The sequence below is a fragment of the Paludibacterium yongneupense DSM 18731 genome (assembly GCF_000422925.1).
GTDB classification, from domain to species: domain Bacteria; phylum Pseudomonadota; class Gammaproteobacteria; order Burkholderiales; family Chromobacteriaceae; genus Paludibacterium; species Paludibacterium yongneupense.
Genome location: NZ_AUGZ01000008.1, coordinates 26,366 through 45,175 on the forward strand (window position 1 = coordinate 26,366; position 18,810 = coordinate 45,175).

General features: G+C 63.8%; 16 protein-coding genes. 9 read left to right on the forward strand and 7 right to left on the reverse strand.

The window, feature by feature from the left end:
• Window positions 1-14: 14 nt before the first annotated feature.
• From atpD to glmS, 4 genes are all read left to right on the forward strand, one after another.
• Window positions 15-1,409, forward strand: a complete 1,395-nt coding sequence (gene atpD / locus G520_RS0104590) for a F0F1 ATP synthase subunit beta (RefSeq protein WP_028534619.1) — start codon at window positions 15-17, stop codon at window positions 1,407-1,409.
• A 15-nt stretch (window positions 1,410-1,424) separates the two neighbouring features.
• Window positions 1,425-1,847 (forward strand): F0F1 ATP synthase subunit epsilon, encoded by a 423-nt coding sequence (locus G520_RS0104595; protein WP_028534620.1) that lies wholly within the window; start codon window positions 1,425-1,427, stop codon window positions 1,845-1,847.
• A gap of 81 nt (window positions 1,848-1,928) precedes the next feature.
• Entirely contained in the window at window positions 1,929-3,293 is a 1,365-nt protein-coding gene (gene glmU / locus G520_RS0104600) for a bifunctional UDP-N-acetylglucosamine diphosphorylase/glucosamine-1-phosphate N-acetyltransferase GlmU (RefSeq protein ID WP_028534621.1), read from the forward strand.
• Window positions 3,294-3,378: 85 nt separating this feature from the next.
• The gene (gene glmS / locus G520_RS0104605; protein ID WP_028534622.1) at window positions 3,379-5,208 is read left to right on the forward strand and encodes a glutamine--fructose-6-phosphate transaminase (isomerizing); all 1,830 of its coding nucleotides are present in this window, start codon (window positions 3,379-3,381) and stop codon (window positions 5,206-5,208) included.
• Window positions 5,209-5,357: 149 nt separating this feature from the next.
• Here the strand turns inward: glmS and G520_RS0104610 are convergent, their stop codons facing one another.
• The 4 genes from G520_RS0104610 to G520_RS21565 all read right to left on the reverse strand — a co-directional run bounded on the left by G520_RS0104610 (window position 5,358) and on the right by G520_RS21565 (window position 8,573).
• Window positions 5,358-5,567, reverse strand: coding sequence for a hypothetical protein (locus G520_RS0104610; protein ID WP_156876877.1), 210 nt, complete (start codon window positions 5,565-5,567; stop codon window positions 5,358-5,360).
• A gap of 59 nt (window positions 5,568-5,626) precedes the next feature.
• Window positions 5,627-5,932, reverse strand: coding sequence for a hypothetical protein (locus tag G520_RS0104615; RefSeq protein WP_028534624.1), 306 nt, complete (start codon window positions 5,930-5,932; stop codon window positions 5,627-5,629).
• Between the two features lie 326 nt (window positions 5,933-6,258).
• Window positions 6,259-7,350, reverse strand: a complete 1,092-nt coding sequence (locus tag G520_RS0104625; RefSeq protein WP_051229043.1) for an aldose epimerase family protein — start codon at window positions 7,348-7,350, stop codon at window positions 6,259-6,261.
• Window positions 7,351-7,382: 32 nt separating this feature from the next.
• Complete coding sequence (locus G520_RS21565; protein WP_036665380.1) at window positions 7,383-8,573, reverse strand: XylR family transcriptional regulator; 1,191 nt, start codon at window positions 8,571-8,573, stop codon at window positions 7,383-7,385.
• Window positions 8,574-8,930: 357 nt separating this feature from the next.
• Here G520_RS21565 and xylA point away from each other — a divergent pair, with 357 nt between their 5' ends.
• The 5 genes from xylA to G520_RS0104655 all read left to right on the forward strand — a co-directional run bounded on the left by xylA (window position 8,931) and on the right by G520_RS0104655 (window position 15,769).
• Window positions 8,931-10,247 carry a xylose isomerase gene (xylA, locus tag G520_RS0104635; RefSeq protein ID WP_028534626.1) on the forward strand — a complete coding sequence of 439 codons (1,317 nt, stop codon included), beginning with the start codon at window positions 8,931-8,933 and terminating at the stop codon, window positions 10,245-10,247.
• 13 nt (window positions 10,248-10,260) lie between these two features.
• Window positions 10,261-11,763: a xylulokinase gene (xylB, locus tag G520_RS0104640; protein WP_028534627.1), complete on the forward strand. Its 1,503-nt coding sequence runs from the start codon at window positions 10,261-10,263 to the stop codon at window positions 11,761-11,763.
• A 143-nt stretch (window positions 11,764-11,906) separates the two neighbouring features.
• Window positions 11,907-12,920 carry a D-xylose ABC transporter substrate-binding protein gene (gene xylF, locus G520_RS0104645; RefSeq protein WP_028534628.1) on the forward strand — a complete coding sequence of 338 codons (1,014 nt, stop codon included), beginning with the start codon at window positions 11,907-11,909 and terminating at the stop codon, window positions 12,918-12,920.
• 123 nt (window positions 12,921-13,043) lie between these two features.
• A complete protein-coding gene (gene xylG, locus G520_RS0104650) occupies window positions 13,044-14,633 on the forward strand; it encodes a D-xylose ABC transporter ATP-binding protein (RefSeq protein WP_028534629.1) in 1,590 nt (529 codons plus the stop codon).
• Entirely contained in the window at window positions 14,630-15,769 is a 1,140-nt protein-coding gene (locus G520_RS0104655) for a sugar ABC transporter permease (RefSeq protein ID WP_028534630.1), read from the forward strand. Before xylG ends, G520_RS0104655 begins: the two co-directional genes overlap by 4 nt.
• 104 nt (window positions 15,770-15,873) lie before the next feature.
• On the opposite strand, the gene G520_RS21570 is transcribed toward G520_RS0104655, so the two are convergent.
• From G520_RS21570 to G520_RS0104670, 3 genes are read right to left on the reverse strand one after another with little or no spacing between them, the layout of a single operon-like run.
• Window positions 15,874-17,067: an MFS transporter gene (locus tag G520_RS21570; RefSeq protein ID WP_036665384.1), complete on the reverse strand. Its 1,194-nt coding sequence runs from the start codon at window positions 17,065-17,067 to the stop codon at window positions 15,874-15,876.
• Window positions 17,064-17,426, reverse strand: coding sequence for a hypothetical protein (locus tag G520_RS0104665; RefSeq protein WP_156876878.1), 363 nt, complete (start codon window positions 17,424-17,426; stop codon window positions 17,064-17,066). The genes G520_RS21570 and G520_RS0104665 overlap by 4 nt, the downstream gene beginning before the upstream one ends.
• A 3-nt stretch (window positions 17,427-17,429) precedes the next feature.
• Complete coding sequence (locus G520_RS0104670) at window positions 17,430-18,155, reverse strand: isochorismatase family protein (protein ID WP_028534632.1); 726 nt, start codon at window positions 18,153-18,155, stop codon at window positions 17,430-17,432.
• Window positions 18,156-18,810 lie beyond the last annotated feature (655 nt).

Consider the following 18,810-nt stretch of genomic DNA (forward strand, 5'->3'; position numbering starts at 1 on the left):
TTTAGGAACCGATAATGAGCCAAGGCAAAATCGTACAAATCATTGGCGCGGTCGTCGACGTGGAGTTTCCGCGCGATGCCATGCCGAAGATTTATGATGCCCTGAAGCTGGTCGACACCGATCTGACGCTCGAAGTCCAGCAACAGTTGGGCGACGGCGTGGTGCGTACCATCGCCATGGGCAGCTCGGACGGCCTGAAGCGCGGCCTGGCCGTGAGCAACACCGGCGCGGCGATTTCCGTCCCGGTCGGCACCGCCACGCTGGGTCGCATCATGGACGTGCTGGGCAACCCGGTTGACGAAGCCGGTCCGGTTGCGACCGACAAGCGTCGCGCGATCCACCAGACCGCGCCGAAGTTCGACGAGTTGTCGAACTCGACCGAGCTGCTGGAAACCGGCATCAAGGTGATCGACTTGCTGTGCCCGTTCGCGAAGGGCGGCAAGGTTGGCCTGTTCGGCGGCGCCGGCGTGGGCAAGACCGTGAACATGATGGAGCTCATCAACAACATCGCCAAGGAACACTCGGGTCTGTCCGTGTTCGCGGGGGTGGGTGAGCGCACGCGTGAAGGCAACGACTTCTACCACGAAATGAAGGACTCGAACGTTCTGGACAAAGTGGCCATGGTGTACGGCCAGATGAACGAACCGCCGGGCAACCGTCTGCGCGTGGCGCTGACCGGTCTGACCATGGCCGAGCACTTCCGCGAAGAGAAGGACGAAAACGGCAAGGGCCGCGACGTGCTGTTCTTCATCGACAACATCTACCGCTACACGCTGGCCGGTACCGAAGTGTCGGCGCTGCTGGGCCGGATGCCGTCCGCGGTGGGCTACCAGCCGACGCTGGCGGAAGAAATGGGCCGGCTGCAGGAGCGGATCACCTCGACCCGCGCGGGTTCTATCACCTCGATCCAGGCGGTTTACGTGCCGGCGGATGACTTGACCGACCCGTCTCCCGCGACGACCTTCGCCCACCTGGACGCGACCGTGGTGCTGTCGCGCGACATCGCGTCGCTGGGTATCTACCCTGCGGTGGATCCGCTGGACTCGACTTCGCGTCAGCTCGATCCGCTGGTGGTAGGGGAAGAGCACTACAACGTGGCTCGCGGCGTGCAGTCGACGCTGCAACGCTACAAGGAACTGCGCGACATCATCGCGATTCTGGGTATGGACGAACTGTCCGACGAAGACAAGCTGGTGGTGTCTCGTGCGCGCAAGATTCAGCGCTTCCTGTCGCAACCGTTCCACGTGGCCGAAGTGTTTACCGGTTCGCCCGGCAAGTACGTGTCGCTGCGCGAAACGATCAAGGGCTTCAAGGCGATTCTCAACGGCGAATACGACCACCTTCCGGAGCAGGCGTTCTACATGCTCGGCGGGATCGATGAAGCTGTTGAAAAAGCCAAGACCCTGTAATCAAGGAGAGGGTCTATGGCCAAGATGCGTGTGGAGGTGGTTAGCACCGAGCAGCTGATCTTTTCGGGCGATGCGGAGTTTCTGGTCGCACCGGGACAAGAGGGCGAGCTGGGTGTCTACCCGCGGCACGTGCCGCTGCTGACCCGCATCACGCCGGGCGTGCTGCGTTTGAAGGTACCCGGGCAGAAGGAAGAAGTGCTGGTTGCGGTCTCGGGCGGGATGATCGAGATCCAGCCGACGCACATCACCGTTCTGGCCGATACCGCTGTGCGCTGGGAAGATCTGGACGAGGCTCGTGCGAACGAAGCGAAGCGTTCTGCCGAGACGGATCTCAAGCACGCGACCGACGATATGGGAATGGCAAGAGCGCATGCGGCACTGGCGCTGGCGATTGCCGAACTCAAGGCGCTGGACTACCTGAAAAAGCGTGTCCACTAAAAGCGCGACAGCGAATCGTGTATAGTTCAGGCTGCCACTTTGATGTGGCAGCCTTTTTTACATATTGACTCCAAATAAATCATGGATCGCCTCAGCGTCGTAATTCTCGCAGCCGGTAAAGGCAAGCGAATGTATTCGTCCCTTCCCAAGGTCTTGCATCCCATCGGCGGCGAGCCGATGCTGGCGCGCGTGATTCGCGGCGCGCGCGAGTTGTCGCCCGAACGCCTGATCGTGGTCTACGGCCACGGCGGCGAGGCCGTGCGGCAAGCGATACCGGACGAGGATATCGTCTGGGTCGAGCAGGCCGAGCAATTGGGCACCGGCCATGCTCTGAAAATGGCGCTGCCGGCGCTGCCGGCCGAAGGCAGCACGCTGGTGCTCTACGGCGACGTGCCGCTCACGCGCAGCGAGACGCTGCGCGATCTGGTCGCGGCCGGCGGCGAGGGCATGGCGGTGCTGATCGACACGGTGGACGATCCGACCGGCTATGGGCGCATCGTGCGCGGCATGGACGGCACAGCGGTTGCCATCGTCGAAGAAAAAGACTGCACAGCGGCCGAAAAGGCGATTCGCGAAATCAATACCGGCATGCTGGCTTTGCCCAATTCGCAACTGGCGGGCTGGCTGCACGCCCTCGGCAATGCGAATGCGCAAGGCGAATACTATCTGACCGATGTCCTCGCCCTGGCCGCCCGCGACGGCGTGCGCACCGCCACGGTCGATGTGGCTCACGGCTGGGAGGCTGCCGGCGTCAACAACAAGCGCCAGCTGGCCGAACTCGAGCGTATCCTGCAGCGCAACAATGCCGAGGCCCTGCTCGATGCCGGCGTCACGCTGGCCGATCCGGCGCGCATCGATATCCGTGGCCGGCTCGAGCACGGCCGGGATGTCGCCATCGACGTCAACTGCGTGTTCGAAGGCCGGGTGACGCTGGGCGACGATGTGCAGATCGGCGCCAACTGCATACTCAAGAACGTCACGGTCGCGGCCGGTACCCGGATCGCGCCGTTTTCCCTGCTCGAAGACGCGACGGTCGGGGCCGACTGCCGCATCGGACCGTATGCGCGCTTGCGCCCGGGTGCCGAACTGGCGGCCCAGGTCCATATCGGCAACTTCGTCGAGATCAAGAAGAGCCGGGTCGGCGTCGGCAGCAAAGTCAATCATCTGACCTATATCGGCGACACGAGCATCGGCAGCAAGGTCAATGTCGGCGCGGGTTGCGTTACCGTCAATTACAACGGCGTCGACAAATTCCGCACCACGATAGGGGATAATGTCTTTGTCGGTTCCGGCACCTTGATGGTGGCGCCGGTGACGCTCGAAGACGGATCGACCGTCGGCGCCGGCTCGGTGATTACCCGCACCGCGCCGGCCGGCGAACTCACGCTGTCGCGCGCGCGCCAGGTGACGATTCCCGGCTGGCAGCGTCCGCTGAAAAAGAAATGATCGTGGCGGCTCCCCTCGTCCGGGGCGCCACTCACCGGTAGACGGCATCGGCAACACGCCGGGTGCCCTGAGCAAGGAAGCAACTATGTGTGGAATCGTTGGCGCCATCGCCTCGCGTAATGTGGTCCCGGTCCTGGTCGACGGGCTCAAGCGTCTTGAATATCGCGGCTACGATTCGGCCGGCATCGCCGTGCTGGTCGATGGCGCGATTCGCCGCGTGCGGCGCGTCGGGCGTGTGGCCGAGATGGAGAACGCGGCGGCGGCCGAAGGCCTGTCCGGTTTTCTCGGCATCGGACATACGCGCTGGGCGACTCATGGCGGCGTGACCGAACCCAATGCCCACCCGCATGTGTCGCATGACAGCATCGCGGTGGTGCACAACGGCATCATCGAGAACCATGAGCAACAGCGCGAAGCGCTGCGCGCGCTCGGCTATCGCTTCGAATCGCAGACCGATACCGAAGTCATCGCCCATCTGGTGCACTACCACTATCAACAGGACGGCGACCTGTTCGCCGCGACCCGGCGCGCGGTGTCGGAACTGACCGGCGCCTACGCCATCGGCGTGATCGCCATCGACCGCCCGCAACAACTGGTGTGCGCGCGCATGGGCTGCCCGCTGCTGATCGGCCTGGGCGAGGGGGAAAACTTCATCGCATCCGATGTCTCGGCCGTGATCTCCGCCACCCGCCGCGTGATTTTCCTGGAAGAGGGCGATCTGGCCCTGCTCACGCGCGACGAAGTCAAAGTTTTCGACCGCGACGAGCGCGCGGTGGAGCGCAAGATTCACGTCTCCGACGTGTCGCTGGCTTCGCTCGAACTCGGGCCGTACAGCCACTTCATGCAGAAAGAGATCCATGAGCAGCCCAAGGCCTTGTCCGACACCATCGAGGCGGTGCTGGAAGACGGCTTCGTGGCCGGCCTGTTCGGGCCGAATGCGCCCGCCCTGCTGCCTACGCTGACCGGGGTCAAGATCCTGGCCTGCGGCACCAGCTACTACGCCGGGCTGACCGCCAAGTACTGGATCGAGAGCATCGCCGGCATTCAGTGCGATGTCGAGATTGCCAGCGAATACCGCTATCGCGAGGCATGGGCCGATCCCGACCATCTGGTCGTCACCATCTCGCAGTCCGGCGAGACGCTGGACAGCATGGAAGCGCTCAAGTACGCGAAGAGCCGCGGCCACAAGACGGCGCTGTCGATCTGCAATGTGCGCGAGAGCGCGATCCCGCGCGCGTCCGAACTCGTGTTCTACACCCGCGCCGGCGCCGAGATCGGCGTGGCGTCGACCAAGGCCTTTACTACGCAGCTGGTCGCGCTGTTCACGCTGGCGGTGACGCTGGGCAAGATGCGCGGCCGCGTCGATGCCGCCGCCGAAGCGGGTTACCTCGACGATCTGCGCCACCTGCCGGGCAGCGTGCAGCATGCGCTCAATCTGGAGCCGCAGATCAAGACCTGGTCGGAGCGCTTTGCCAGCAAGAGCGATGCGCTGTTCCTCGGACGCGGTCTGCACTATCCGATCGCACTGGAAGGCGCGCTCAAGCTGAAGGAAATCTCCTATATCCACGCCGAGGCCTATCCGGCCGGCGAGCTCAAGCACGGCCCGCTGGCGCTGGTCGACAGCGATATGCCGGTGGTCGTGATCGCCCCCAACGACAGCCTCCTGGAAAAAGTGAAGTCGAACATGCAGGAAGTCCGCGCCCGCGGCGGCGAGCTGTTCGTGTTCGCGGATCTGGACAGCCACTTCAGCGAATCGGACGGCGTGCACGTGATCCGCACCCCGCGCCACGTCGGCGTGCTCTCGCCGGTCGTGCATGCGATCCCGGTGCAGTTGCTGGCCTACCATGCCGCGCTTGCGCGTGGCACCGACGTCGACAAGCCGCGCAATCTGGCGAAGAGTGTGACGGTGGAGTAAGGGCGGTCGGTGTTTTTGGCTAGAGTAAATAAAGTCCGTCTGATCCGAATAAAGTTGGTCGGAGTCTGATCAAGTAAAAGGGGCCGTTGGCCCCTTCTTCTTTGTCATGTCGTATCAATTCATTAGATGCCCGCTTTTTCCGGCGTTGCTCAAGCCGGGCGATCGCAGGCTCCATCCGTCCGTCGGAACGTGCCGCACGCGCGGCCGGGAGCTTCGCTGGCAATGACGCCTGGCATCAGGGCCTGGCCACATCCGGAACGGCAGGTCGGCAGGGGCCAGTCGTCGCCGAACTCCTCGGCGGGATCAAGCAGGATCACCCCGCGCGGCATGCGCGACACGCGGTGTCCCTTTTGTTCCATACCGTTCTCGTACCGGCGCCATCGCCGGTCCGGGCGCGCGTCGTCGCCGATCCCTGCCTTCATGCGACACGCATCGTGGTCGATGCGAAAGCCGATTTCGCTCGCGTCGCGCCCCGGCATCGCCCCCGGCATGGGGGCACCCGGTTGCCGTGCTCCTCCATGCATTGATAGAACAGGCGAGGGTAGACGGCGTCGATGTGCGCCCAACTGCCGGCCTTGTCAGTACACAACCGGACGTCGATATCGAAGGCAATCTCGCTCTTGTCGGGCCCGGGCTCGGCCAGATGGGTTGCCCCTGCGGCTTCGGCGTTGAATGCGAGCAGCAGCAGGGCGCACAGCGGATTCTCGTGCGGGGTGACGGACATTGCGGGCTCCAGGTCGGACCGGGGCAAGGCGCATGGGGTCACGGACGCTAGAATGTCACGGCCCGGCAGAGAGGACTCTCCGTTTTTGCTCACCAGGCCGATGCTCGGACGCAGCGTCAGTGTTTCGTCCGATCGCGGCGGGAAGTCCCCTCGCCGCGTTCGTGCACGCGAGGATTGCCGCGCAAAACCGGTCGCTGTTCATCGTCCGGGCTGCGGCGCCCGCGGCCGCGCCATTGGCCTGCCCGGGCGCTGCGCAGCGCCTGATTCATCCGCACCCCTCCCCGCCGCGCCGGCGAGCCGAACCCGGTCGGACGCGGCGGACGCCGTCAATTCTGAATGCCCAGCGTATAGGTCGTGGTCTGGCGGTAGATCTGCCCCGGACGCAGGATGACGTCCTCGGCATGGGGACCGTTGATCTGGTCGGGATAGGCCTGGGCTTCCAGGCAGAAGCCGTCGTGCTTGCGGTAGGGCGTCTGGCCGCGCCCCTGGATGCCTGCGAGATAGTTGCCGCTGTAGAACTGCAGTCCGGGCTCGGTCGTGGCGACAGTGAGGCGGCGGCCGCTGCCCGGGTCGAACACGGTGGCGGCTTCGCGCAGCACGTGTTCGGACGTGGCGCCGGTGCGCAGGGGATTGAGGCAGAAGCAATGGTCGAAGCCGTTGCCGAGCGCCAGCTGCGGGTCGGGCCAGGTGAGCCGGGGGCCGATGGGGGCCGGCTGGCGGAAGTCGAAGGCGCTGCTGGCGACATCGGCGATGCCGGTCGGAATCGCCTGCGCGTCGATGGCCAGGTAGTGGTCGGCGTCGATGGACAGGATGTGGTCGTAGATGTCGCCGGTGCCGCCGTTGAGGTTGAAATAGCCATGCGAGGTCAGGTTGATGGGGGTCGGGGCATCGCTGGTGGCGGTGTAGTCAATGCTCAGGCAGCCATTGTCGTCGAAGCTGTAGAACACCGCGACCTGCAGCGTGCCGGGAAAGCCGGCGTCGCCTTCGGGCGAGGTATGGGTCAGGCGCAGGCCGCCGCTTTCCACCCGGGCTTGCCACATCGCCAGATGAAAGCCGGTGTCGCCGCCGTGCAGGTGGTTCTCGCCTTCGTTGTGGTCGACCCGATAGTCGAGGCCGTCGAGCATGAAGCGGGCGCCGGCGATGCGGTTGCCCCAGCGGCCTATCAGCCCGCCGAAGAAGACCGGATTGCGTTCATAGCCGCCGGCGTCCGGATAGCCGAGCATGATGTCGGCCACCCGGCCGTAGCGGTCGGGGGCGAGCCAGGACACCAGTGTCGCTCCCCTGTCGCTGATGACGACGCGCGCATCGTGCGCGTTGCGCAGGGTGTAATGGGTGCAGCCCGGGCCGGCAGGCGTGCTCGTGATCGGGTAATGGATCGCGCCGGCCAAAGCGGCGTCTTCGTGTCGGGAGGGGGTCATGGTTTCTGCCTGTAGTGTGGGCTGTGTTTCGTTCAAGGCTGGGCGATGGCCGTCGTTCTTTCCTGGTATCCGCGCGGAGTGCAACCCAGTTCGCGTTTGAAAACCGCATGCATGTATTGCACCGAGGTGAAGCCGCAGCGCACGGCGGTATCGGCGATGCTCTGTTCTTCGTGTTCGAGAATGTGTTTGGCCGCTTCCAGCTTGAAATGCAGTATTTCGTTATGCACGCTGTGTCCGCGGCTGCGCCGGAAGTAGGTTTCGAGCGAGGAGCGTGAAACGCCGACGTAGTCCGCGACTTGCTCGGTCTTGATGCCCTGGCACGCGTACTGGCGGATGAAATGCAAAGCCTGCATCACATAGGGATGGTTGGGGGTTTCGTGCCGGCTCGAGGCCTGCACATTGATGCCGGCCGGCGGCACGATGATGCGCGTTCCGGCCAGTCGGGCGCCATGCAGCATCTGGTGCAGCAGGTGGCCGGCCGTGCGTCCCATTTCCTGGGCGCCCTGCGCGACCGAACTGAGCGGGATCCGGGTCAGGGTCCGGGCCAGCGGGTCGTTGTCGATGCCGATCAGTGCCACCTGCTCCGGCACGGTGATGCCGGCGCTCAGGCAGGCTTGCAGCAGCTGGCGGGCGCGGGCGTCGGTGACGGCGACGATGCCGATGGGTTTGGGCAGGGCCTGCAACCATTCGATCTGCTGCTTCACTGCCGTGTCCCATGAGGGCGCGCTGGTCCTGACGCCACGGAAGATTTCACACGGCATTCCGTCCTTGCGCATCAGCAGTTCGAACGCTTTTTCCCTTTCCTGGGCCCAGCGGTTGGTCGGGTCTTCGGGCAGGCTGAAACAGGCGAAACGTTCCAGCCCCGCTTCGATCAGATGGTCGAAGGCCAGCTTGACCAGCTTGAAGTTGTCGGTCGCGACATAGGGGACGTCGGCTGGATAGTCGCTCTCGTCGGTGTAGGAGCCGCCGACCGCCACCACCGGCAGGCGGCTGTGCGACAAGGCGGTGCGTACGTCGGGGTCGTCGAAGTCGGCGATGATGCCATTGCCCTGCCAGCGTTCGATGCCGTTGAGCCGGCAGCGGAAGTCTTCCTCGAGAAACAGGTCCCAGCTGGCGCGCGTGCTGCTCAGGTAGGAGCCTATGCCGGTGATGATTTCCCTGTCGTAGATCTTGTTCGCGTTGAACAGCAATGCGACCCGGTAGGCGGTGGGTGCTTTGGTCATCGTTCTTCTCCCCCTGTCCTGTTCGACCTTGCCCGGATATCGATCGCGCGGCATCCGGGCCCGATCTCGTGACTGTGGGGTGATTGTAATCAGCTTCCGAAGCTGTCGTCTGCGGGCAAAAGGCGAAGTTTGCACACCTTGCCAAGAATCGCTACGAGGGTTGGCGGATTTCGTAATTGTGAGGCCGATCAGGGGGTTGCTAGTATGGCGCAACTTCAATGCACCAGGGCGGCGGCGCGACCACGGGGGTAGCGCCATCGCCGGATGATGCGACGGAAGCCATGGCAAACGGACAGCCGGGCAAGCCGGTTGACCGCCGCAATTCGACACGATTTCGACACGATCAGGAGCTGCCAAATGAGTTACTTCCCCACTGTGACACCGATCCGCTTCGAGGGCGTCGACACGACGTCCTCTCTCGCCTATCGCCATTACGATGCCGATAAAATCGTGTTGGGCAAGCCCATGCGCGAACATCTGCGCCTGGCGACCTGCTACTGGCATACCTTCGCCTGGGGCGGCGGCGACATGTTCGGCTCCGGAACCTTCAAGCGTGCCTGGCATCAGGGTGGCAACGAGATGGAGATGGCGCGCATGAAGGCGGATGCGGCGTTCGAATTCTTCTCCAAGCTGGGCGTGGATTTCTACACCTTCCATGACGCCGATGTCGCGCCGGGCGGAGCGAACCTGAACGAGTACCGCAGCAATATGGCGGCCATGGTCGATGTTCTCGAACGCAAGCAGGCCGAGACCGGGGTGCGTCTGCTGTGGGGCACGGCCAACTGTTTCAGCCATCCGCGTTACGCTGCTGGCGCCGCCAGCAATCCGAATCCCGAAGTCTTCGCCTATGCCGCGACGCAGGTGTTTACCGCGATGAACGCGACGCAGCGCCTGGGCGGCATCAATTATGTCTTGTGGGGCGGCCGTGAAGGTTATGAAACCCTGCTCAATACCGATCTGAAGCGCGAACGCGAACAGCTCGGCCGTTTTCTGGGCATGGTGGTCGAGCACAAGCACAAGATCGGCTTTGGCGGGACCTTGCTGATCGAACCGAAGCCGCAGGAACCGAGCAAGCATCAGTACGATTACGATACGGCGACCGTCTATGGTTTTCTCAAGCAATTCGGCCTGGAGAACGAGGTCAAGGTCAATATCGAAGCCAATCACGCGACGCTTGCCGGGCACAGCTTCCAGCACGAAATCGCGACCGCGGCCTCGCTGGGGCTGCTGGGCAGCATCGACGCGAATCGCGGCGATCTGCAGAACGGCTGGGACACCGACCAGTTCCCCAATAGTGTCGAAGAACTCTCCCTCGTCGTGTACGAAATCCTGAAGGCCGGCGGCCTGAGCACCGGCGGCTTCAACTTCGACGCCAAAGTGCGGCGCCAGAGTCTGGACGGGGTCGATCTGTTCCACGGCCACGTCGGCGCCATCGACGTGCTGGCGCTGGCGCTGGAACGCGCGGCCGTCATGATCGAAAACGATGTGCTGGGCCGCTTCAAGGCCGAGCGCTACGCCGGCTGGGGCGACACCTTCGGCCAGGATGTCCTCGCCGGCAAGCTGTCGCTGAGCGATGTCGCCGATTTTGCCTTCGCCGGGCAGATCGATCCGCAGCCGGTCAGCGGCCGTCAGGAAATGCTGGAAAACGCCGTCAATCGCGCCATTTTCGGTTGATCCGGGAGCTGCCATGTTCATTGGTATCGACCTGGGAACCTCAGGCGTCAAAGCGATCCTGCTGGATCGCAGCAACAGGGTGCTGGCCAGTGCCAGCGCACCGCTGGCACTGCTCGCGCAGACACCCGGGCACAGCGTATGGCGCGAACAGAATCCCGACGATTGGTGGACCGCGTCCGAGCAGGCTATCGTCGGCCTGCTCGCGCAGGCGCGGGAGCGGGGCATCGATCCCGCCGCGATCGAAGCGATCGGCCTGACCGGACAGATGCACGGAGCGACCGTGCTGGATGCCGGGGGCAGGGTGCTGCGCCCGGCCATTCTCTGGAACGACGGCCGTTCTTTTGCCGAGTGCGCCGAGCTGGAACGGCGGGTGCCGACCTCGCGCCAGATCACCGGCAATCTGATGATGCCCGGCTTTACCGCACCCAAGCTGTTATGGCTGTCGCGGCATGAGCCGGAGATCTTCGGCCGCATCGCCATGGTGCTGTTGCCCAAAGACTGGTTGCGCTACCGGTTGACCGGCGTCTATGCCAGCGATGTTTCCGATGCCGCCGGCACCTTGTGGCTGGACGTCGGCCGCCGCGACTGGAACGACGCGTTGCTGGCGGCCACCGGGCTCACGCGCAGGCAGATGCCGGCACTGTTCGAGGGAACGCAGGTGACCGGCACGCTGGCCGCCGATCTCGCGCAGCGATGGGGGCTCAAGCCGGTTCCGGTCGTGGCGGGGGCGAGCGACAACGCCGCCGGCGCGATCGGCGCCGGGGTCGTCAAGTCGGGACAGGCGATGCTGTCGCTGGGGACCTCGGGCGTTTATTTCGCCGCCTGCGACGGTTTTCATGCCAACCCCGAGCGGGCCGTCCACAGCTTCTGCCACGCGCTGCCCGGAACCTGGCATCTGATGTCGGTCATGTTGTCGGCCGCGGCCTGCCTCGACTTCAGCGCCCAGCTGACGGGCTACCACGATGTGCCGGCGCTGCTGGCCGATGCCGAGGCGCTCGATGCGCAGGGGCTGGTCGCCGGGGCTCCGCTTTTTCTGCCCTATCTGAGCGGGGAGAGAACCCCGCATAACGATCCCCATGCGCAGGGCGTGTTTTTCGGTCTGCACGCGGCGACCACGCGTGCCGATCTCGCGCGCTCGACGCTGGAGGGGGTCGGCTTCGGTCTGTGCGATGGTATCGACGCGGTGGAGGCCGCAGGTTTCATTGCCGATGACATCACGCTGATCGGAGGCGGGTCACGCAGCGCGTATTGGGCGCAGATGCTGGCCGATATCAGCGGCCGCAGGCTCGCGCGGCGGCAGGGGGGCGATGTCGGCCCCGCTCTGGGGGCCGCGCGTCTGGCCTGGCTGGGCATGGTCGACCCGAGCGCAGGGCATGACGTGCTGGCAGAGATCTGCCCGGTGCCGGAATGCATCGCGGTGTATGAGCCGGATGCCGCGCGCCATGCGGTCTACGGCGTGCGACGGCAGAAATTCCAGCAGCTGTACCGGCAATTGCAGTCCCTGTTCGCGCAGTGAGGCATGCCGCTCCGGGGTCGGGGGGCCGTTTCCCGGGGGCATGAGGCAAGGCGGTATGCAGGGGCTGGGCCGGATCGTTTCCGCTGTCCCCGCGCATTCCGCCACGCCATGTAGTGATAACCAACACACAGGAGTCACAACAAATGAATACGTTCATGAAAAACGCGGTGCTGGCGGTGGTAGCGACAGCCAGCCTGATGCTATTGGGCAATGCGGCCCAGGCCGATGCCAAGAACCCGAAAATCGGTTTTTCCATCGACGATCTGCGCCTCGAACGCTGGGCGCGAGATCGCGATTTCTTTACGGCGGCAGCCGAAAAACTGGGGGCCAAGGTCTATGTGCAATCGGCCGATGCCAGTGAGCAGCGCCAGATCTCCCAGATCGAAAACCTGATTTCGCGCGGCGTCGATGCGATCGTGATCGTGCCGTTCAATGCCACTGTGCTGACCAATGCCGTCAAGGAAGCGAAAAAGGCCGGTATCAAGGTGCTGTCTTACGACCGCTTGATTCTGAATGCCGATGTCGATGGCTATATCTCGTTCGATAACGAGAAGGTCGGCGAGATGCAGGCCGCGGGCGTGGTCAAGATCCGCCCGAAGGGCAACTACTATCTGCTTGGCGGTTCGCCCACCGACAACAATGCCAAGATGCTGCGCGAAGGGCAGATGAAGATACTCAAGCCCCTGATCGACAAGGGGGACATCAAGGTTGTCGGGCAGCAATGGGTGCGCGACTGGAACCCGACCGAGGCCCTGTCCATCATCGAGAATGCGTTGACGGCCAACGGCAACAAGATCGACGCCATCGTCGCCTCCAACGACGGGACGGCCGGCGGCGCGATTCAGGCGCTGGCGGCGCAGAAACTGGCCGGCAAGGTGCCGGTGTCCGGGCAGGATGCCGACCTGGCCGCGGTGAAGCGCGTGATCGCCGGGACGCAGGCCATGACCGTCTACAAGCCACTGAAACTGATCGCCTCGCAGGCCGCGAAGCTGGCTGTCGACATGGTTCGCAAGCACAAGCCGGGCTTCAATTCAACCTATGACAACGGCTTCAAGAAGGTCGACACTTTGCTGTTAAAGCCGACAGCGCTGACACGCGGCAACGTCAATCTCCTGGTTCAGGACGGCTTTTACAGCAAAGCCCAGATCGGCGAGTGATCGCAGGGTAGAAGAAGACCGGCCTGCCGTGCCGCGGTCCGCCGGCGCCCTCTCCGGGCGCGGCCGGATCGCGGCCGGGGGCGGATCGATTCTTTGTCTGGATGAATGACTGCGAGAACAAGCATGTCCGATTATCTGATGGAAATGAAGGGCATCGTCAAGGCGTTCGACGGTGTCCGCGCCCTGAATGGCATCGATATCAAGATCAAGGCCGGCGAGTGCATCGGTTTGTGCGGCGAGAACGGCGCAGGCAAGTCGACGCTCATGAAGGTGTTGTCGGCGGTTTACCCGTACGGTAGCTGGGAAGGGGAGATTCTGTGGGAGGGCAAGCCGCTGATGGCGAGTTCGGTGCGCGATACCGAGGCCGCGGGCATTGTGATCATCCACCAGGAATTGATGCTGGTCCCCGAGCTGTCGGTCGCCGAGAACATCTTCATGGGGCACGAGCTGACCTTGCCGGGCGGGAGGATGAATTATCCGGCCATGTACCGGCGCGCAAGCGAGCTGATGCAAGAGCTGAACATGCCGGATATCAACGTCGCCTTGCCGGTCATGAATTATGGCGGGGGCCACCAGCAGTTGGTCGAGATCGCCAAGGCGCTCAATAAAAAAGCCCGTTTGCTGATTCTCGACGAGCCGTCCTCATCATTGACCTCGTCCGAAATCGTCGTATTGCTCGGTATCATCCGCGACCTCAAGGCCAAAGGCGTGGCCTGCGTCTATATCTCGCACAAGCTCGATGAGGTGGCCGCCATCTGCGACACGGTCGCTGTCATCCGGGATGGCAGACACATCGCCACCACGCCGATGGACGAAATGAATATCGACCGCATCATCACCCAGATGGTCGGTCGCGAACTCACGGCCCTGTACCCGAAGCAGGAACACGCTATCGGCGAACGGGTGCTCGATGTCCGCCACGTCACCTGCTACGACGTCGACAATCCGCAGCGCAAGCGGGTCGACGACGTGTCCTTTTCCTTGCGCAAGGGCGAGATCCTGGGCATTGCCGGGCTCGTGGGCGCCGGGCGGACCGAGCTGGTCTCCGCGCTGTTCGGCTCCTACCCCGGCCGCTACGAGGCCGAGGTCTGGATCGAGGGCGAACGGGCCGATACGCGCTCGCCGCGCAAGTCGATCCGGCAGGGCTTGTGCATGGTGCCCGAGGACAGAAAACGGCACGGCATCGTGCCCGATCTGAGTGTGGGGCAAAACATCACGCTGGCCGTGCTGGACGATTTTTCGCGCTATACCCGCATCGATTCGGCCGCCGAGCTCAAAACCGTCGGCGATGAGATCGCGCGCCTGCAGTTGAAGACGGCCAGCCCCCATCTGCCGATCACCAGCCTGTCCGGCGGCAATCAGCAAAAGGCGGTGCTCTCGAAAATGCTGCTGGCGCGGCCCAGGATCCTGATCCTGGACGAGCCGACGCGGGGGGTCGACGTCGGTGCCAAGGCCGAGATCTATCGCCTGATCGCCGAGCTGGCGCGGCAGGGGGTGGCCATTATCATGGTCTCATCCGAAATGGCCGAGGTGCTCAGCATCTCGGACCGGGTCCTGGTCATGGGCGAAGGCGTCCTGCGCGGCAATTTCATCAATAAGGATCTGACCCAGGAAGCCGTCCTCGCTGCGGCCATCAATCCGCAGGCGCGGGCCGATGGCGACAGTCCCGCGAGCGATGCCGCGGGAGCGCATGAACACATGGAGTTCATATGAAAAACATCAATTTCAAACAGCTGTTCAGCCAGTACAAGCTCATGGCGCTGCTGATCGCCATTGCCATCATCTGGGCCTTTTTCAGTTGGGAAACCGAGGGCGGTTTCGTGTCGGCGCGGAATCTGTCCAATCTGCTGCGCCAGATGTCGGTGACCGGCATTCTTGCCTGTGGCATGGTGCTCGTCATCATCGCCGGCGAGATCGACCTGTCGGTGGGGTCTCTGCTCGGCTTGCTCGGCGGGGTGGCCGCGGTCCTGGACGTCACCCGCGGCATGCCGCTGCCGCTGAGCCTGAGCATCGTCATGGTCATGGGCCTGGCGCTGGGTCTGTTCAATGGCTATCTGACCGCCTATCTGCGCATCCCTTCGTTCATCGTGGGGCTGGGCGGGATGCTGGCGTTTCGCGGGATCCTGCTCGGCGTGACCGGGGGCCAGACCATCGCACCGGTGTCCAGCGGCATGGTCTACCTCGGACAAGGCTACCTATCCGCCGGGGTCGGCAGCAGTGTGGGCATTGCCCTGTTCATGATCGCCGTCCTGCTGACCTGGCGCCAGCGTACCAACCGTGCGCAGCATGGTCTGCCTGTCGCGCCGATGTGGCGCGCCGTCGCCCGTATCCTGATCATCGGTCTCGTCCTCTCCGGTTTTGTCCGGACCTTGAACAGTTATGACGGCATCCCGGTTCCGGTATTGCTGCTGCTCGCCCTGCTCGGACTGTTTTCCTATATCGCTTCGCAAACCGTGTTCGGTCGCCGCATCTACTCCGTCGGCAGCAATATGGAAGCGACACGCCTGTCGGGGGTGAATGTGAAGGCGGTCAAGCTGTGGATCTTCGGCATCATGGGCACCATGTGCGCGCTGGCCGGGCTGGTCAATACGGCACGGCTCGCGGCCGGTTCGCCTTCGGCCGGCACCTCGGGCGAACTGGATGCCATCGCCGCCTGTTTCATCGGCGGCACCTCGATGCGCGGCGGTTCGGGTACGGTCTATGGCGCCCTGATCGGGGCGCTGGTGATGGCAAGCCTGGATAACGGCATGTCCATGCTCGATGTGGATACCTTCTGGCAGATGATCGTCAAGGGCAGCATCCTGATTCTGGCGGTGTGGGTGGATGTGAGCACGCGTTCCGGTCGCTGAATCGTCGTCCCGGCCGTCAGGAAAGGCGGCCTGGCGCGATTTCGACGTTCCGGACGCGCGCCGCCGCCAGCCGGGGGCTCCGGTTTGGAAAATATCGGCTCATGCTAATGGCTACGCGGACGCATGCTGAACAACAGACAGGTCAAAACAGCGCCGGTCAGGAACAGCCAGCGTGCCGCGTTCCAGTTGCCGCCGCCGTCGATCAGGGCGGCCAGCAGCAGTGGCCCGAGCAGTTGCCCGAGATTTGCCAGTAGCATGAAATAGCCTTGCAGTATGGCCAGCTGCACTGGACCTTGGCTCAGCCCGTGCGCCGAGGACAGTACGGCGGGCGGTAACGCCCCGCCCAGCAGCGATAGAGCGATGCACAGTAGACAGGCGGCATCCGTCGCGACGCCGGGCCAGAAAGCGAGCAGGCCACAGAGGGCCATCAGTCCCAGCGTGCTGCAGACCAGTGCCTCGCGCCCGATATTGCGGTGCAGCAGCCAGGCTCCAGCCAGATTGCCAGGAATGTTGACCACCACCGCCATGGCCGACAGCAGGGCGATGCGGCTGCCTGTCAGTCCCGAACGCGCCTGCAGCATCGTCGGCAGCCAGACCAGGGTTGCCCATAACATCAGCGTGTACAGCATGAAGGCAAGCCCGTGACGCCAGACGGCAGACTGGCGCAGCACGCCCAGTCCGTTCCAGAAGCCATGCCCGCCTGCTGGCGCTGACAGACCGCCGGCCCGGTCGAACACCTCGCGGCAAGACCGCAGCAGGAGCAAGGCCAGCAGCTGGATAGCCATGAAAACCAGCCACGCCAGGCGCCAGCCCCCCAGCGTGGCAAGCCAGGGAGTCAGCAGCATGCCGACAGCCGCACCCAGCGGCAGGTTCAGCGCCCACAAGCTGAGCGCAAGCCGCTTGTCCTGATCGCTGCTTATGGCGCTGATCATGCTGGGCATGGACACGGAAACCAGCAGAAAGCCGATGCCCTCGATGACACGCGACGCCAACAGCAGCCCCAGCCCGTGTGCGGGTAAGGCCAGAGCGGCGCCAAGCAGCAATGACACCAGACCGGCCACGCCGGTCTGCAATGCATTCCAGCGTGCCAGCAACAAACCCGGAAACAGGGCCAGCGCAATGGCCAGGCTATTGAAGGCCGATGCAATCCAGCCGCCTTGCACCAGACTCAGCCCCATCTCGTCACGCAAGAGCCCGAGTACGGCGGGAACCTTGCCCAGACAAACCGCTCCGGAGGCGCCGGCAAAAACGGCGATCAGCAGAGTGGGCCAATGCGTCTTCTGCGCGATGCCGCTCATGATGGTTCATGACCATTGTGCCGCCAGTCGTCATTCGATGGGCCGAATTCGCCGCGTTGACAGGCACGGATGCGATCATTGATTTGCTCACGGTTGTTCAGCGCGAAGGGGCCGTGCCTGACTCGTGGCTCGTCTGGCGCCGGGTCGGGCAGCCGCACGGAATCATTTCTGGCCGCCGCGTGCCGTTGCAGGTTTTGGGCCTGTCCGGCCGCTGCAGGCAAGCCGAAGCCCAGGGTACGGCCGGACGTCGGCATATGGTCGCGCACCGGCGTCGAAATTTTCGATCGCGTGTTCATGGCTTCGTCCCGATGGCGGCCGGGCCAGGCGGTCTCAGTGTTCCTCGCGCCCTGGCGGCCCACGGCTTATTTCTTGCTGAAGCCACTCTGGATCTGCCATACCAGGGTGGCAAAAGGCATGTCCAGATCGGCATAGACTTCATTCGCCTTGGGGTCGACATTGCTGCGCAGCATTTCCACTGCGGCAGTGGCATAGTCGGTCACCGGGACGCCGGCCCCCTGCAGGCGCTGCAGGCCGGCGGTGCGCTTGGCCTCATTGAAGGTTCCCGAGGCATCCAGCACCACGCGGGAGTCGTAGCCGGCGGCCTTGGCCGACAAGGCCGGGAAGCCGGCGCAAATTTCCAGGGACACCCCGGCGATGATGATCTGTTTGCGGCCCGTCTTTTCGATCGCAGAGCGGACTTCGGGGTCTTCCCAGGCATTGATCACGGTGCGGCTGATCACGCGCACGCCAGGCAAGGCTGCTGTCAGTTCCGGCATCGTGGGTCCCCACATGCCATCCGGCATGGTGGCCGTAACGATCACCGGCACGCCAAGACTGCGCGCAGCCTTGGCCAGCGCGACGACATTGTGTTTGAGATCTCCAACCGTGGTGTCGCGTACGCCGCTGATCAGGCCCACCTGATGATCGACCAGTAGCAGCACGGCTTTGTCACGCGACAGCATATCGAGATACGCATTTTTCTCGGTGCGCTCGGGGGCGGCGGCGGCGGCCGGCATTGCCGCCACTGCAACGGCAGACAGGGCGACGAGGCCGAGCAGGGCGGGGCGTACTCGTTGACTGATTTTCATGGTTCTGTCCTTGGGGTAAATGGATTGCGCAAATGGGCGGCGGCAGGTGGGGTATTCATGGCCTGATTGCAAGGGGATGTTATGACTAAGGCCGGGGCGGTGAAAATACAGGAAAATCCCTATTCATCGCTCAAATCCGGTATAAATTCAGTCAAGATGACGTAAGATTTTGGCCAGGGACGTCTGCTCCGGTTTCCGCTTGCCGCCTCCGCCGTCAGTGCCGCGCGCCAGGCAAACGCTACCCGGGATGCGCCTGGCTGGCGTCAGATCCACGGGGGGGCACTACCCCCGTCTCTCTCTCTTTCGATGATGGCGCCCGCCATGCGGGGGCCTCCGATTCGGCTACTGGCGGGGATGGCGCTTCTGGCGCTCGCGCAAGTCGCCCGGTCGGGTTTCGGCCTGCCCGGTGCGCACGGGTTCGGCGAAATGGCCCGTGCCTTCTCCCTGGCGCCCGGCTGTGACGGCCGCGCTCCCTCCGGGTTGTCGGTCGATATGCCTACTGCAATGGAATGCTGGCGGCTGCGCCGTGATTTGGCCGCTTTCAGGTGATCGGCTATGGCCCGCGTCGCCGGTCTTGCTATGTGTAACAGAGTCTGTTACACTGTTGCACAGTAACCGCCCGCCTGAACCGGGCAGGTGGCAGCACACATGACGC